The sequence below is a fragment of the Pseudomonas sp. PF05 genome (assembly GCF_056521845.1).
In genome coordinates, this window is the sequence record NZ_JBWLPW010000003.1 from 121512 (window position 1) to 138810 (window position 17299).

Annotated in this window: 4 protein-coding genes; all 4 read right to left on the bottom strand. The window is 63.3% G+C overall.

The annotated features are described in order from the left end of the window. Nucleotides 1-33 precede the first annotated feature (33 nt). Entirely contained in the window at nt 34-12651 is a 12618-nt protein-coding gene (locus AC09SL_RS08235; RefSeq protein WP_064106919.1) for a filamentous hemagglutinin family protein, read from the bottom strand. A 214-nt stretch (nt 12652-12865) separates the two neighbouring features. Next, nucleotides 12866-14050, bottom strand: a complete 1185-nt coding sequence (locus AC09SL_RS08240) for a substrate-binding domain-containing protein (protein ID WP_058545559.1) — start codon at nt 14048-14050, stop codon at nt 12866-12868. 529 nt (nt 14051-14579) lie between these two features. Next, a complete protein-coding gene (gene gspF, locus AC09SL_RS08245; protein ID WP_058545560.1) occupies nt 14580-15791 on the bottom strand; it encodes a type II secretion system inner membrane protein GspF in 1212 nt (403 codons plus the stop codon). Next, entirely contained in the window at nt 15791-17209 is a 1419-nt protein-coding gene (gspE, locus tag AC09SL_RS08250) for a type II secretion system ATPase GspE (protein ID WP_058545561.1), read from the bottom strand. The genes gspF and gspE overlap by 1 nt, the downstream gene beginning before the upstream one ends. Nucleotides 17210-17299 lie beyond the last annotated feature (90 nt).

Here is a 17299-nt window from a genome sequence, read left to right on the forward strand (position 1 = left end):
CAGCACAGCCAACCTCACTGCAAGCTCGGTCTCTTACAAACTCAGCCGCCCCCGCTCCTCCTCGGTCAGCCGCTGGCGGTTCTGTTCGTCCAAAGGCCCCGCGCCCAGGACCTGCACCGGGCTGGCCGGGTCGTAGGCGCGGGGGGCTTCGCGGCTGGCGCCGTCGCGGGACGGGGCCAGTTGCTCGGAGCCGAAACTCACCACCTGTACGGTAAACACCGACGCCTGGTTCTGCCGTGCCGCGTTCTGTTGCTGACGGGCCACGTCTTCAGCCGCTTGCGTAGCCGAGGACGCCGCCGAACTGGCCGAAGTGATGGCGCCGGTGTTCACCGTGGCCGCCAGTGGTACACCGGAGGATTTGCCCTGGGTCTGGATGTTGGCCGCGTTCACCACGGTCAATGCTGCGATATTGACGTTGCCCGACACCCGGATCCCCGCCTCGCCCGCATCGATGGTGCCCAATGGCGCGATCAGATCGATGTCGCCCGGCGTCACTTCGGCAATCGGGTTGAGCGTGGCGATACCGGCACCGGTACTCGGCACCGACGGCGACAGGGTCACGTTGCCCCAGGTGTCGTACAAACGCTTGGGCGGCGTGTAGACGACGGTGGTCTTCGAACCGCGACCGGCGTTGATATCGCCCTGGGCTGACCAGCCGAGGATCGAGCCACCGAAGGTGGTCATGATCCGGCTCTGCCCCAGCAGGATGCTGTTCTGCGCATACAACTGGATATCGCCCTCGCCCTGGGTGATGACCCCGGCGGTGGACGGCGGCGCGTTGCCCTCGATGCCGAACGTCTGCCCGCCGCCCGGGGTGAGCATCTGGATACTGCCGCCGAAATCGGTGTGCACCCCGGCCCCGCCGAACATGGTGATGTCGCCCTTGTAGGTGATCGCATTACCCGCCACATCCTTGCTTGGGAACAACAAATCGATAGCTTCCCGCCCGCGCAGGTAGCTGCCCTGGCGCACGCCGCCCACTTCGTTGTACTCACGACCACCGGCCTTGAGTTCAGCAAAGTACACATCGCGGGCAAACACCCGCTGCTGCTCCGCCGGCAACGCCGCGAAGTAGCTGCGGGCCTGCTCGGTGTCACCGCTGAAGCCGAAGCGTTCCTTGAGCCAATCCACCAGTTCCGCCTCGTAGGTCTTGGCGACCTTGCCGTCCTGGTTCGCCAGGGGCACACCGGCCAAGGCCTGGTTCGCCGGGTCCAGGTAGGCCTTGACGAAGCGATCGTAATCCGCGCCGTCGAGGCCCGCGCCGGCTTGCAGCACCAGGCTCGCGCCAGGGCGCGAATCCCCTGGCACCACGGCGCCGAGGCTGGTGATGCTGACTTTGTCGTCCATCAGGATATTTCGCCCGGCGGTGATCTCCAGCAGGCCGGGGCCGGCGACGTTGAAGCTGCTGTAGAGGATGTCGCGCCCGGCCGAGACGATGGAGATGTCGGTGGGGTTGTTGTGGATGAAGAGGTTGCCGGCGCTGGTGTAATTTCCCGCTTCGGAGTTATTGCTCAACGAGCCGCCCAGTGGAATCCCGCTACTGACGATGTCTCGCCCAGCCATCATCCGTACAGCTCCGACGCCTTCGTAGGCGATTCGCCCCGGCCACCTGCCAACGGATGCCGATGTCATTGACCGTCCAGTGGCGACTGCCAGCAAATCACCTTCCAGCGCATAGAAGCGAGCAGGATCGACATTGAGGGCCCATTCACTGGAAGCGCTGCTGGTGTCGAAGGCAAACAGAGGCAATATTTTCGCATCAGGGCGAGCGGGGTTGCCATCGGCTGAGAGATTGCTGGCCTTTATGATGAAACCATCGACGATACCGACAAAGGCTGGTCGCAACGGCGTCGCCAAGGCAGTCGATGCGGCACCGGAGCGACTGACCGACATATCGCCGCCGTAGATGGAATCGCCGGCCATGAATTGCAGCTCACTGTTGATGCCGGGAGCGAGCAGCAGGGCTGGGCGATTGTTGCCGTTGTAGCCGGTTCCATCCCATATCGAGGATTTGCCATAGTAAAGACTGCCGTTGGCCGCCACAGCCCTCAGGATCGATGGGTAGACCACAGCCAGATCCGTCTCGACCTCTGGCACCACAGGCGTCAGATTCCCCCCCGATGACCACAGATCAATTGCCGTGTTGGCGGTCCACAACGTAAACCAACTAACCCCCGATCCGTTGGTCGCACCACTTTTGAAGGGCGAAACACTCATCATCGGCGCCCGGCCCGGGTCTGCTACGTCCATCACTACCAGGTCGCCCGAAGTGGTCAGATTAAACGTCGCATCGCCCGGCATCAGGGTAAGCCCGCCTGTTGGCCGGCTACGTGTGGCTCTGAAGGAGTCGTACGCACGCGTTTCCCCCGGAGACTGTGCCGAAGCAACGTTGCCATAGCGCAGGTCAATTCGACCGATGGCACCGCTGTCGATCTGCGCGAGCCCCCGCAGGTTGATGACCGCGCCGTTGAGATGCCCGTTGGCGAACACGCTATCGGGATTCAAGGCGCCGCCTACGCGCAGGTTGAGGTCACCACCGCCGGTCAATTGCAAACTCCCATCGGCACCTACCCGCCCGGTGCTGCCCACCGCCAACAGCAGCCCCTGGCTACGAGCGTTGATGTTTGAACTGAAGTTGCTACCGGCGAGTTGGTTCAACACCCCCGCGTCACCCTTCACCTGTACATCCAGATCACCGCCGCCCAAGGTCCCGAATCCGGTGAAAGCGGCCATTTGATCAGCGCCACCCGACACCGTCGACGCGGTATAGCTACCGAAGTTGATCCACCAAGCGGTCGGCTGGCTGTTCGCTGAATCACCATTGCCCTGGCGCCAGAGCCAATTGCCCACATTGGCCGAATCCTGGCCCATGTCGATAGGGTTCGGTCGCCCGTTAGAGTTGACTGGCGCGGTCAGATTACCGCTGAGGTCACCGCCGACCTTAAGCAACAGGTTACCGCCCGCGTCCGGATACCAGGCGCGATAGAGACTTTCAGTGCCGCCATCGACCAGCCTTTCATTGCTGCCATCCTCGTCGTTGAGCACCGTGTCGTTGCCGCCCAAGGCCTTGGGCTGGTTGTAGGGATCGCCCGGGAACGTCGGCGCCGACGAGGTGCCGGCGGTATAGATCCCGAACAACGAATCCATGCGCAGGCTGCCACCGCTCAGCAGTTCCAGGTCGCCGGTGCCGGTGCGGAGGACACTTGGACGGACACTGCCGGCAACCGGATTGTATTCCCCGTCAGCGGGTGTACAAATTTCCGGTACTGCGTCGCAAAACGACTGGACTGAATCGAATTTGAAAAATTGCGCCGCGGCCTGGCTGATCAGCTCACCGGCCTTGACCTCGAAGCCTGAATTTGCCAGCTGATCCTCTGCTGACTTGGTCCATTTGTAAGAAGCCTGGAGCGTGCAATTGCCACCAAAATCAGCACAAAAAGCTTCGGCCGATTCGTAACCGAAAATATCGCGAAAGATGGTTTCGTCGACAGGCTGGCCCAGTTCTACCGTGATTCCGTTGTTCAACATGTCCTCTACGCCCGCTTCGGTCCATATCAGGCTGCCCTTTCCAGGCACGAGCACACCGAACATACCGTAGTGGCTGTCGGCGAGACGCAAGTCGCCATGGACGGGTTCAGGCCGGACGATCCGGCTGTCTGCAGCCGTCGTGTCGGCCCCGGCGACCAGTCTCAGCGACCAGGACTGGGAGCCTTCAGCGAGCATCGGGGCGATTGCCCACATCCGGCCGTCGCTGCCCGCGACCTCTGGACGAAACTGCACTGATTCGACACCGTCCGGCAACTTCACATCAGTCCCTGACGGAATCAGTGAACCGCGGTTCAAGACCAGGCTGCCTTCGAGCTTGAGGATATTGGTCTGCGCATTGCCCGCGTTTGCCACGTTGGGCAGCGCGACCCCCTTCGGCCAAGTGAAGCCGCGCAGCGCCGTGGCATCGTTCAGCACAATGCCGGCACCCAACTGCGTGCCGACTTCAAGTGTTTGGGCGCGGCTCAGCAACGTGCCTGCGGCAAACAGCAGGTTGCCGGAAGCGTCATGCACTGCGGCCGCCAACACCGTGCCGGCCGGCAGTTCCAAGGGTTGATCGAGGATCGCCGCCACTGGCAACCGGGTGCCGGCAGCCAGGGTCACATCTTTGATCGGCAAGTCGTAGTTGAGCGTGGTTCCCGCCGGGAACGCCGTACCGTCGGCCAGCGTCACGCCGGCACCGGGAACGACGATGTCGCCACCGGTGAAATCGATGCCGGGCAGCAGCACCCAGCCTTTGTCATCCTGCGTGGGCGGAGGTGGCGCGAAACCGTCGTTGATACTGCCGTAGATGCTCAGGTCGCCGCCGGCGCGCAGGGTCAGCGCACCGGCCTCGCCGGAACCGTATAGGTCGGTTTTCTGCGTGTGCGGGTTCACACTGGCGTAGCGATAACGGGACAGGTCCAGGTCACCCTGCACCACCAGGTCGCCGTCGGCCGTGGCGCTGACGATCTCGACACCGGGCCGCAGGTGGAACGCATCGGCATAACGGGCGTTGTTCAGACCGGCGAGTCTACGTTGCATCAAATCGCTGTTGGCCAGGGCCGCGTTGATGAAGGCGAGGCTGTCCTGATGCTTGCCATCCAGGTAGGCCTGGTCGATGACCTGATAAGGACGGCCACTGGCCGCCGGATCGCTGCCATAGTCGGCATCGCTGTACTGCCACATACCGTTGACGGCAATCGAGCGAGCGCCCTGGATATCCAGGTTTGCGCTGGCGTCGATGGCAACGTCGCCGTGGGTGGCGTCCGGTCCGCTGCGGCGGGCGTTGAGTTCCAGCGTGCCCCGGGCGCGACCGTCATATTGTCCGGCCCGCGCTGCGGTGCCATGGCGCAGATCGATGCGTGCGCCGTCGGCCAGGGTCAGCACACCGGCGCGGGAGGTCAGGTCGACCATGGCGCGGTTCGGTGAGTCGATGATCTTGCCGTAGCTATCTACACGCAGACGATTGCCATGGGCATCGAGCAGCGCGTTGCTGCCCAGCGTCAGGGAGCGCCCGGCGGCGAGCCGGATGCTGCCGACCCGTTCGCCGCTGGCGTCTACCTTGCCATTGACCAACAGGTTTCCGCTGTCGACCGACACGCTGATGGTCGAGGCCTTGAGTCCGTTGCCGATCACCAGGTCGCCCTGTTTGAGCTGGAAGCCACGGGAACCGAACACCTGCCCGTCGTTCAATCGTTGGTTCAAGGCCGCGAACTGCTCGCTGAGGCTACCGCTGCCGCCCAGGCGCTGGGCCTGGATCTCCACGCCGCCGGCCAGATATGGCATGGCAGTGCCCCCGGCGTCATATTCGCCCGTGCTGCTGCCGAGAATCCGACCCTGCAAATCAACGATCCCAGCGGCCTCGTCCAGGGCCACGGCACTGAGCCGGCCAGCCTGGTTGTTACGGGCCGAGAGGTCGATGCTTGAACCCTCCGCCTGGCGGATGTTGCCGTTGCGGCTTTGCAAGATCACCTCGCCACCGGCGCTGTAGCGTGTCACGTCGTTGAAGGTGACGGTGCGGCCCGCCACGTCGATCAGTGCCCCATCGGCCAGGGTCAGGTCATCCGTTGCGCTCAGGGTCAGCTTGCCGCTGGGCAGCATCACCGCGCTGGCAAGGTTCAGGCTCGCGCCTTTGATGGACAACTCGCCCCCAAGCCCGGAGACAGTGCCCGGCTTAGCGCTTGTGCCCGCTACGTTGACCGCGCCGCCTGCGGTGATGCGGTTAACCGAGCCGGCTTCACCGGTCAGCAACGGGGTAAGGATATTCAGGTTGCCGCCGCTGTAGGCGTAGCCCGTTTTCGCGTCATAGGCGCCCTGGCTTTGATACACCGCCAGGCTGCCTTTGTGGTTGGCGGTCAGGCGCTCGCTGGCACTGAGGTTGACGTTGGCGAAGCCCAGCGCCAGACGATCCAGGGTAGTGATAGAGCTCGGCTGGGCGAACTCACCATAGCCGAATTCGATGCGTTGGGCCTGGATATCCAGGCGACCGGCACCGGTGCCGGCCCCACCGGCAATCACCGAACCCGGCGCGCCAACGGCACCGTTCCAGATCAGGTTGGCGGTACGGATGGTCGCCACGTCATTGTTGCTGCCGGCGCCATAAATGGCCGGAGTGCTGAGCATCAGGTTGTTCAGGCGTGACTTGCCGGTTGTTGGGTCATAGGTGTCGAGGCTGACGGTGCCATAGAAGTTCAGTGCCTGGCTGGCTGACAGTTCCAGGGTCTCGAGGGCCGGTGCGCCGTATTCGGTGTCTCCACGCAACAGGCGATCGAGCACGGTCTGGCTCAGGGTCAGGCCGGCGGGCAAGACCTGCCGCGTCGCCGCATTGCTCAGGGCCTGGGCGGTGCCGACGTTGATGTTGCTCAGGGCCAGGGTCAGGTGACGGGTGCCGTAGCGCACCTGGTCGTCAAGCTGCAGGCTGCTGCCGGACGCAGCGACGATGCTGCCTTCGGAGTGAATGCGGGTCACGCCGCTGCACGGCGTCAGGCTGCATCCGCCGATGTTGACTGTGCCGGTGGTGCCTGACAGAGGGGCCAATACATTGAGCAAGCCATTGGAGGCGGCCAGCAAGCTGTAGTTTTGGAACTTCACATTGAGGTTATAGATAAAACCATCACGGGCATCGTACGCGGCCTTTCCCCTTCCGATGGTGTTGATGGCAGCGCCTTGTTCCACCAACAGCTCGCCGCCGTCGGCCAGCAGGAATACCTCGGGCGCCGACAGGGTCGCACCTTCACGCAGCGCGACACTGCGGGACACCCGTTGCGGCGTGATGTAGTTACCACCCTGGCCATAGAGCACCGAAAACTGGCCGCCGATCACTTGGCGTGAGGCATTCAACGCATTGAGGCTTTCGGCATTAAGGGTTACGCCCTCGAAGCCGGCCGTAGCCCCCCGCCCTTCGGCGACCACCTCCAGCGCGGTACCATTGCTGGCGACCACCGCGACGGTTCCGCCGTACCCCCCAGTCTGAGGTGCGAACTTACCGATGCCCTTGAAGGAGAAAGCCTGATCTGCGGCGCCCTTTGCAAGGTTCAACTTCAACATTTTGGCATCTACTGGCAACAAAGCCCTGGGAACGCCCAAACGCGCGGCGTCGGCCACGGCGAACTGGGCGTAGCTGGTTTCGTTGTATTGCGAGTAGCGACGCAGCACATCGCCCGAGGTCAAGATGACTTGGCTGGACAAACTGTTGCGCTGCCCGGTATTGGCCACCGACAGCACGCCGGCGGTGGTCCAGGAACCGTTGCGCATCTGTTGCGCGCTTGAAGTGGAGCCTTGTCCCGCCAAACCGTTGACCTCGACCCGGAACGCTCCCGGCAGCAAGGCGTAGGTGGATGGCATCAGGGTATAGGTACCGGCGGCGAGCCCTGGCACACCGGCGCCAATGGTAATTTGCTGACCTACCCTGGGATCCACTGCTCCACCTTCGGGGGCGACCGGCGCGTATTGGCTCTGATTGCCCGGCACGATGGCGTAGACCGGATTGCTGGACAGCCCCGGCAAGGTGAAACCGCCATTGGCGCCGATTTGTACCAGCGGGTTGAAGCGCGCATCGGTGGAGCCGCCTCGGCCGGAGATGAAACCTGCGCCGAGCAACTCACCGCCACCGGACAGATCGAGCACCGCGTCTTCTTGCGCCACCACAGATCGACCGCCCAGAATCACCCCGATGTTCAAATCGGAGTTGTCGTTGGGCGTCGCCCCCTGTCCCAGCAACACGACCTTCTTGCCAGCGTACTCGTAGCTCTGGCCGTCGACGGTGCCGCCGTAAGGTAGGACCAGGCCCAGGCCACTGACCGAAGTCAGACTGCCCGGTAACAGCTCCACTCGATCAGTGGTACCTAAGCCATCGTTTATGCCGACTTCAATCAACCCCAACGGTGCCCGTACCACCCCGCCCTGCTCAATCTTCGCACTGCCCAGTTGCAAGCGGCCAAATGCCGAATAAGGCACTGCAGGTGTGACCTGGGTAGTACGCTCAATGACCAGACTGCGCTCCGGGTCATAGACAGGGGCACTGGCACCGGTATACCCCGCCAACACCCGTGCTCCAACCCCGGTCGCCGGATACAGCTGCGCCGCTTGCAACACCATGTCCGAAGGGGTCAGCAATTGGGCGGTAAAGCCCGTAGGCATTCCCCCACTGGAGAGCCCTGCCAGGAATCGCAAATCCCCCCGACTGCGTAGCTGAACCCGGTCGAAACCGGCGCGTTCCAGCTCGACGGTATTGCCGTCGGCCTGCCTCAGCTTGCCTTTGCCGCTAAATATCACACTGCCCTGTACATCCAGCAGGTCCGCATTGACGGAAAATACCGCCTTGTTCGTCAATAGCGACACCCCGCCGCCCTCGACCACTGGCCGGGTATAGGGGTCAAAACTCGGTCGAGTGGTCGCCAGCCCTGTCGCAAGTGCCAGCAACACATGGGGTGCATTGAGCTCGACCCGGGTATTGGCTGGCGCGGTTGCACTCAATCCAAAGCTGCGGGCGTACAGGCTCAGGCTTTGGCCGAGGGACATCGACAGGTCGCCATCGACGCTCATCAGGCCGTTGCTTAACAGGGACAGGCTATCGAAACCACCGGCCTGGACCTGATCGACACCTAGCCGCCCGTGACCATAGACCAGCGAATCCGCCGAGGTTTCAGCCGTATCGCTCAGTGGGCTGGCCTGGGCAGCGCGCGCCAGCACCAGTTCACGCACCTTCAACACCCGATCATTGACAGCACTCTTGAAGTAATAGGGCGTTTCCAGCGCTACCGACAAACTACCCCCTGCGGCCCCTGCTCCACCCGAACGGGCGCTGAACGAACCGTCCAGGTACAGACCATTGGCCGACGCCAGGGAAATGCTGCCGCCATTGCTCGCCACCGACGTGCGTCCCTGGCCGGGAATATCCAGAGTCGCCTGGCTGCCATCCGCTTGCAGACGCGCACCGTCACGCACCACCACAAACAATTCGGACGCCGAAGTCGATCCTTTCGCGGCATCGATCTGGCCGCCGATGACAATCTGCCCGCCGTCGCGCACCAGGCCGTAGGTCTGACCGCGCATGTCCCGAGCTGTTATGGCCCGGCTCGATACATCGATCAGTGATTGTTCACCCAGCCATATGGAATGACCGTGGCCTTGGGCATTGACTTGATCGCGGACCGTATCGCCGACGCTCAACTCGGTGAGACTGACCCGACCGCCCCAGGCGTTGAGGGTACCGTTGGCGGTCAGTTGACCGATGCTGCGCACATCGATGCCCTGCCCCGGATCGACGCTGATCACACTGCCCTTGCCCAGGTTCAACACCGTGCTGGCCATGTCGGCGGCGCTGGCGTTCTCGGTGCCGGCAGTGAGGCTCAAACTCGCGCCGCGACGCTGGGTGAGAACCCCTTTGATCGCGTCTTCCTGGTACAGGTCCGGCGTCCAGCGCTGCAACGCATCGGCCGCTTCTGCGCCGCTGCCGGTGCTCAACGCCTGCTTGCCAAAGCGGTACACCGGCATCGTCACATCGACCCGGGTCCCGTCGGCCACGGTCAGGCCTTCGTTGCCAGTGATGTCATAAGCCGAGAAACCCTTGTCGAAAAAATCGCCACTCAGTTGCAAGGTGCCCGGTTCAAGCGGCGAGCCGCTGTTGCCGATCAGCACTTTATTGGCCGCCAGCTTCAAGGTCCCGCCACCGCTTACTCCGGTACCGCGCAGTTCACCGTCCAGGCTCAAGTTGCCGCTGCCTGACGACGTATTGATAACCGCCGTCAGGGTCAGGTCCCCGCCCTTAGCGCCGCGGGTCTTGCCATCGGCCATGACCGCGGCGCCGGAGCTGACGTCGATCAGGCTGCCCTGGCGCACATCGATATTGTCGCTGCGCACGACCACGGCACCGCCGTTGATAAACGGCAGGTTCTGACGGTCGTTGCCATCAAGCAACAGATTGCTCCAGCGGCCAGCAGCGTTCAACGTCACGCCCTCGCCCAACGTGACCACAGCACGCTGACCGGTGACGGGCGAAAGCACGACATCGCCCATCTGGAAATTATCGGTTCTGACCTGTTTAAGCACGTTACCCAGCACAATGCGACCGCTGCGGGCCGTCAGGTCAGCATTCACCTCGACCTGTGGTGCATAAAACGTGATGTCGCCGCCATCGGCTACCTTGAGCGCGCCATCGACCTTGATGCCCTCAAGCGCCGCCACCTTGACCGCACCGAGCTGGAAGCCGTTGAGCAGATCGTTATCCAGAACCAGTTTGCCTTGCCGATCGGTGTCGACCACCGAGGTCAGGTCAAGGCCCGCAGCAATCTTGTCGGCCACTTTGCCGACGGTGATCTGATCGAGCGTGGGGTTCAAGGCGCTGTTGATCACACCGCTGGTCTTGTCATAGATCGGCGTGTAGCTGCCCACCCACAATTGCGCCCGTCGGGCCACGGCGTTTTGCGATTGCTGGTAGCCGTCGAGATTGAGATTGGGTGCCTGGGTCTGGCGTTCGCCCTGATAGACCTCACCGACAATCTGGCCTTCCAACACCGCGTTGCGGGTCGACACCACCAGCTTGCCGGCATCACGGCCGACGGTGTAGCCGGCTTCAAAGCGCTCGCGCGGGGCGATCAACGGGTTGTAGTAGTAATCAGTCTGGCCCCAACGCTGGCTGTGGTCTTCGTAGCCTTTGTAGATGCCGGTATAGAGAATGTCCCCCGGCGCCTTGGACAAGTCATACAAACGCCCATTGGGGCCCTTGAGCCAGGACTGACGCAGGTAGCCGCTCTGCACATCCAGGGTACCGCCGGACAGGTTCAGTTGCGCCGCCTGCTGGGTCACCACGTCGTTGCCGGTGAACGTCAGGGTGCCGCCTTGAGCAGCCCATTCACCGGCGCTGTGGCCTCGGGTCCCCAAATAACCGCCGACTTCCAACAGCCCACCCGCGGTGTACCAACGGTCGGTGGCGTAGCCGTTGGTGCCCGCCGGCACGTAGATCAAATCACGTACGTCTACCCAGACATCGTTGTTGGTCAGCTTGCCACCGTCGCGGTTCACCGGTGCGTCGCGCTGTTCGTTGCCCTGCACGTTGACCTTGATGGAGTTGGATTCCATCGCCACCTTGACGCCGATGGCGCCGGACACATCGATCACCGCACCATCGCGCACCAGGCTGCGACCGGCGGCGCTGACCGCAACCTGGCCACCGGTGGCCAGGGTGATGGAGCCATTCTGGAAGTCGACGCTGCCGCCACTGACGATCTCGACCCGCGACTGATCGGTGCGGTCGACCACGCTGCTGAGGTTGTTGAACTGGCCGGTGATCAGGTTGTTCGGCGTGCCATCCAGGCCGGCCGGTCCGGCATTGCGCTGGCTGTCCAGGGCACTGCCGCCCGCGGCGTCGAGCAACACCGCCGTGGCGCTGCCCTGCCCCAGGGTCACGCTGCCGGTGCTGTCGCTGAAGGCGTTGAGCAAGTGCACGGTGCCGCGGGTGTCCACCGAACTGCTCGCCACCGCCACGCCGTTCTGCTGCACATTGTGCCCGGTAAGGGTGATGTCGCCGGTGCTGGCCTGGATCAGGCCGCTGTTGATCACCGTGCCGGCGCTGCTGCCCGACTTGAGGGACGTCGCAACCTCGTTGCCGCGGGTGGTGGAACGCAGGTTGCCGCTGGTGCCCTGGCCGCGTCGGATGTAGAAGCTGTCGCCCGCCGCCAGGGTGGTCTGGCCCTTGGCGGTGATGATGGAGCCGGCGTTCTCCACTTCGCTACCCAGCAGCAAGGCATAACCGCCACCGGCCGTGGAGGTGGCGGCGCGGTGGGTTTCTATCAGTGCGCCCTGCTGCACTTCGACCTTGCCCGCCGCGTCAGTGAAGGTCGGCTGGCTGCCAGTGGCATCGATATACAAGCCGCGCTTGCTGAACTGCTCATCACTGATATTCGCCGCCACCGCCGCCAGGTTGCGCACGTTGACCTGGCTGCTGCCGCTGAACACGATGCCGTTGCGGTTGACCAGCATCACCGTGCCATTGCCCTTGATCTGGCCCTGGATCTGGCTCGGTCGCGCCTGGGGATCGTTGACCCGGTTGAGTACGGCCCAGTCTGATTGCTGCTGGAAGTCCACCGTGGTGTTGCGCCCGACGTTGAAGGTTTCCCAATTGAGAATCGCCTTGTCGGCAGTCTGCTCGATCTTCACCGTGGTCTTGCCGCCAGCCTGGGTCTGCTGCGGTCCCTTGGCGTTGAGCCAGCCCTGGGTCAGGCTGTTATCGACCTTGAGCCCGCCCTCGCCCAAACCGTCGGGCACGGTCTGCACCTGCCCGAGCGCGGCTTGGCGCCCCGCGGCCTGGGCCGCCTGCTGGGCCGCAATGGCGGCGACGGTGTTATTCAGGTTGGTCAACGAACGCTGCAACTGCGCATTGGCCCGTTGCTGTTGCGCCAGGGGTGGCGGCATCCCTGGCTTAGCCGTCGTAGGCCGCCCCGTGCCACCGGCCTGGGACGCGCCCTTGGCAGCAAACCAGGCCGAACTGAATGCCGTCGCCGCGTGGGCATTGCCAGCCACCATCAGCAGGGCAATGGCCTGGGCCAGCGGCTTGAGCCGCAACATCGACAATTCGCCATCGCGACGTGGAGCATTCAGGTTCGTCTGGGGTTTGCTGCGCAGCATCCTACTTATCCTTTCGGGTTCGCTTCTTTAGGGTCGCAACGCGGTGGTATCAAGCTGCCAGCGTTGGTTCTAGGGGTTAGGCGGTTACAGGGGGACGGGACCGAACGGTTGTCATGAAAATTTCATGTGGCTGTGTTGGTCGCGACGCCAAAGCAGAAAATCAGCAACGGCTTTCGCCGTTGCTGATCGGTGTTACGTGTCGCTTAGCGTGGTGTTACAGCGGACGACCGATGCCATTGCACACGTTGGTGTTGCCGATGCTTTGAGCGCTGGTAGTGGTCAGGAAACTGCCACGAATGGCGTTTTTCCAGGCCGTTGGCAGCGGCACGAAGCGGTTGGCGGTGATAGCAGCATCGTTGTTGTTGGCAGCAACTGCGCCGTAGTGACGGGTGAAGAAATCACGTACCTGAGTGCTCTGGGCAGCGTTGGCGTAGCACTGGCTGAAGATCACGTTGGTGAAGCCCAGGATCGGATAGCCGCTGGTTGGGTAGAGACGCAAGCTAGGGTCGTTCGGGTTTGCATTGATGATTTCTTGCGAAGTGAACACCGGCACCCAAGCGTTAGGATTTGAACGGTTGGCAGCAGTAGGAACTGGCACGGCAGCAATAGCTGTCGACACATTGGCTGGCGCTGGGGAAACACCGGCAACGCGGGCAACCTTGGTGGCGTCGTCCAGACCTGCCAGAGTAGTTGCCGCGTAATCCGGGCTCATGTAGGTGATACGGCCTTGGGCTGCGTTGAGCGCAGTCATGACGTTGGCACTGCCGGAGGCGAAAACGGCGCCGGCCGGCACGCCACCGCTGTAGCTGTTAGCGAAGTTGGTGGTGATGGCGAAGGTACCGGTTTCAGCGCACTTGGCGTTCAAGAAGCGAGTGAACAATTCTGTGGTGCCACTGAGGTCGCTGCGGTAAACCACAGTGATCGCGCCAGTACGGCCAGAACCGGTGATCTGGCTCCAGTCAGTCAGACGACCAGAAAACACGCCGCACAGCTGGTTGACGCTCAGATCGACGTTGGCAGTGCCGGTCTTGTTGAACGGAATGGCAACCGAAGTGGCGACCGAAGGCGCCTGGATCAATGGACCCCAGGCGGTGCCGTGGTTGGTGACGTAGGTGTCCAACTCAGCCTGGGTGAGCTTCGAATCGCTACCCGCCCAGTGCACGTTCTTGCTGGTGTTGCCAGATACGAACTTGGTGTAGTCGTTGTTCAGGAAAGCAGCCTTGCCAGCGCCGCTGCCCACACCGATGTAAGGGGCAAAACCGGCAGTCAGTACGCCGGAAGTCTGGTACAGCGGCTGAGGCAAGGTAGCGCCACCACCGTTGACATCAGCCATGGCGGCCTGAGCGGCGCAGAGGCCGGCGAGGGTCAGGGATACCGCGAGAACGTTGCGCTTAAACATGAAGAATCTCCTTTCATCGTGTTCGTACGTAGGTTGGGTGACGCGTGCTTGCCGTCATGGCGCTCGGTCCTGTGCCGGTGGCGATGGGGTGAGGCCATGGGTTAGAAATTCGCAGCTTCCGGTGACAGATAAAGGAAAAAACCTCGGGAGCTGAGGGCTGTTTTCAAGGCATTTTTCTCGGGTGTTCGAGGGCTCTGGGTTGGGGTTTCGAGCAGGTTTCACGGCCGTGCCATGTGGGGGCGTGGTGGAGAGGACGGCGGGTGGTTGCCGGGCGCGGAAAAATGACAGAACGAGGAACCCGAGTTTGGCGCGATCGAGGCTCGGGAGGTGCTGCGGCACGGCAAAATCATCGGCTGCTTTTGGAGCGCAGGAGCTGTGTAGGAGCTGTCGAGTGCAACGAGGCTGCGATCTTTCCCCAACCACTTGAATCCCAAGCGAAAGATCAAAATCAAAAGATCGCAGGCTTCGCCAGTACCTACAGAGCCCAGCGGGAGCAAGCTCCCTCGCCACGTTTTTTTTGCGCGATAGGCTATTGAACCAACTGGTTGATCTCGATAATCGGCAACAACACCGCCATGACGATCACCAGCACCACGCCACCCATGACCACGATCATCAGCGGCTCCAGCAGCGCAGTCATGCCCATCGCCCGGCGTTCGATGTCGCGGGACAGGGTTTGCGCGGCGCGTTCGAGCATCGGTGGCAGGCAGCCGGTTTTCTCGCCGCTGGCGATCAGGTGGATCAGCACCGGTGGGAAGACTTTTTCCACCCGCAGCGCCGCCGCCAGGTTGACGCCTTCGCGAACTTTGGCCGTGGCCTCGCTGACACTCTGGCTCAGGCGGTCGTTGGACAACGTCTGGCGCGCGGCCTCAAGCGCTCGCAGCAATGGCACCCCGGCGCCGCCGAGAATCGCCAGGGTCGAGGCAAACCGTGCGGTGTTGAGGCCCAGCACAAAACGCCCGATCAGCGGCAAGCGCAACACCCGTGCGTGCCAGCTCAACCGCGCCGCCGGTTTGCGCAAGTACATGCGCCAACTCCAGAAGCCACCGGCCAGCACGCCAAAGCACAACCAGCCCCAGGCACGAATGAAATCACTGGCGGTAAGCATCGCCACGGTCAGCGCGGGCAGGTCTTGCCGAGCCTGGGAGAACGCACTGACCACCTGCGGCACCACATAGCTGAGGAGGAAAATCACGATGGCGATCGACACCAACCCCACCACCCCGGGGTAGATGAACGCCGTGAGGATCTTGCCCCGCAGGTTGTTCCGTTCTTCGATGTAGTCGGCCAAGCGCTCCATCACCTGGGCCAGGTCGCCGGACTCTTCGCCAGCGGCAATCAACGCCCGATAAATTTCCGGAAAGTCCCGGGGCCGTGCCGCCAGGGCTTCGGCCAGGCGCATGCCGCTGCGCACATCGGCGCGCACCGCGCTCAGGGTCTGGGCGATGTGCTTGCGCTCGGCCTGTTCCACCGTGGCGCTCAACGCGGCTTCCAGCGGCAGGCTTGCGCCCAGCAGGCTTGCCAGTTGCCGGGTGGCCCAGGCCAGGTCGTTGTCCGAGAGTTTGGCGCTGAACACGCCACCGCCGTTGGCCGGTGTCGTGTTGCGCTCGACCTGCACCTGCAATGCCGTCAGCCCGCGACTGCGCAACAGGTTGAAGGCCGCGCCCTGGCTGTCGGCTTCCAAGTGTCCGGATTCGATCTTGCCCTGGGCGTCGGCGGCCTCGAAACGGTAGCGATTCATCAGGCGTCCCGTGTTACGCGCAGGATTTCTTCAGGGGCCGTGGTGCCGCTACGCACCCAACGCTCGCCATCCTCGCGCATGCTGAACATCCCGGCCCGGCGAGCGGCGGCGCGCAGTGCCTGCTCCCCTGCCCCCTGGTGGATCAGCGTGCGGATGTCATCGTCGATGCAGAACAGTTCATGGATACCGGTTCGGCCGCTGTAGCCGGTCTGGTTACAGATCGGGCAGCCCACCGGCCGCCAGGTGCCGGGCGTGGCCGGATCGGGCTGTTTGCACTGCGGGCAGAGCCTGCGCACCAAGCGCTGGGCGAGCACGCCGAGCATCGATGAGGCCAGCAGGAACGGCTCGACGCCCATGTCGATCAGGCGGTTGACGGCCGACACCGCGTCGTTGGTGTGCAGCGTCGCCAACACCAGGTGACCGGTGAGGGAGGCCTGCACGGCGATTTGCGCGGTTTCCAGGTCGCGGATTTCGCCGATCATGATGATGTCCGGGTCCTGGCGCAGGATCGCCCGCAATGCCAGGGCGAAGGTCATGTCGATCTTGGCGTTGACCTGGATCTGGCTGATGCCCGGCAGGTCGTATTCCACCGGGTCTTCCACGGTGAGGATGTTGTGGACGCTGGCGTCCAGCCGAGCCAGGGCGGCGTAGAGACTGGTGGTCTTGCCGCTGCCGGTGGGGCCAGTCACCAGGACGATGCCGTGGGGCTGGCGGATCAGGTGATCGAGCTTGCCCAGCACGTCCGGGTCCATGCCCAGGGTTTCCAGTTGCAGGCGTCCGGCCTGCTTGTCCAGCAACCGCATCACCACCCGTTCGCCGTGGCCGGTGGGCACCGTCGAGACGCGGATATCGATCGGTCGCCCGGCCACGCGCAGGGCGATGCGCCCATCCTGGGGCAGGCGTTTTTCGGCGATGTCGAGCTGGGCCATGATCTTGATCCGCGACACCAGCGCGCCGTGCAGAGCCTTGCGCGGCGAAACCACATCGCGCAGGGTGCCGTCGACGCGGTAGCGCACCACCGAATGGCTCTCGTAGGGTTCGATGTGGATGTCGCTGGCCTCGTCCCGTGCGGCCTGGGTCAGCAAGGCATTGATCATGCGAATCACCGGCGCGCCGTCCTGGGTGTCCAGCAGGTCGGTGATCTCGGGGATGTCCTGCATCAACCGGTCGAGATCCACTTCATTTTCCGCAGCGCCCACCACCGCGGCGGCGCTGCCGGTGTCGGCATAGGCACTGTTGAGCAGCCCATCGAGCTCCTCGTCGCGCACCCGCTCCAGGCGCACCTCGCCAAACTGGCGGCGCACTTCACTGATGGACCAGCCCGGCGTGGACGGACACACCATCAGCACCGCCCCCTCTTCGGACTGGCGCAGCACCAGGCGCTGGGCCTTGGCCCAGGCGTATGGGAGGGTGTTCATGGCCTCAACGCCTCCTCGAATGACGGACACACCGTGACTGGCGCGTCGACACTGTGTAGGAGCTGTCGAGTGCAACGAGGCTGCGATCTT

Excerpts from the sequence above, each read along its gene's own strand:
- AC09SL_RS08235 (WP_064106919.1), bottom strand. The coding sequence starts at position 12,651 with ATGCTGCGCAGCAAACCCCAGACGAACCTGAATGCTCCACGTCGCGAT.
- AC09SL_RS08240 (WP_058545559.1), bottom strand. The coding sequence starts at position 14,050 with ATGTTTAAGCGCAACGTTCTCGCGGTATCCCTGACCCTCGCCGGCCTC.
- gspF (WP_058545560.1), bottom strand. The coding sequence starts at position 15,791 with ATGAATCGCTACCGTTTCGAGGCCGCCGACGCCCAGGGCAAGATCGAA.
- gspE (WP_058545561.1), bottom strand. The coding sequence starts at position 17,209 with ATGAACACCCTCCCATACGCCTGGGCCAAGGCCCAGCGCCTGGTGCTG.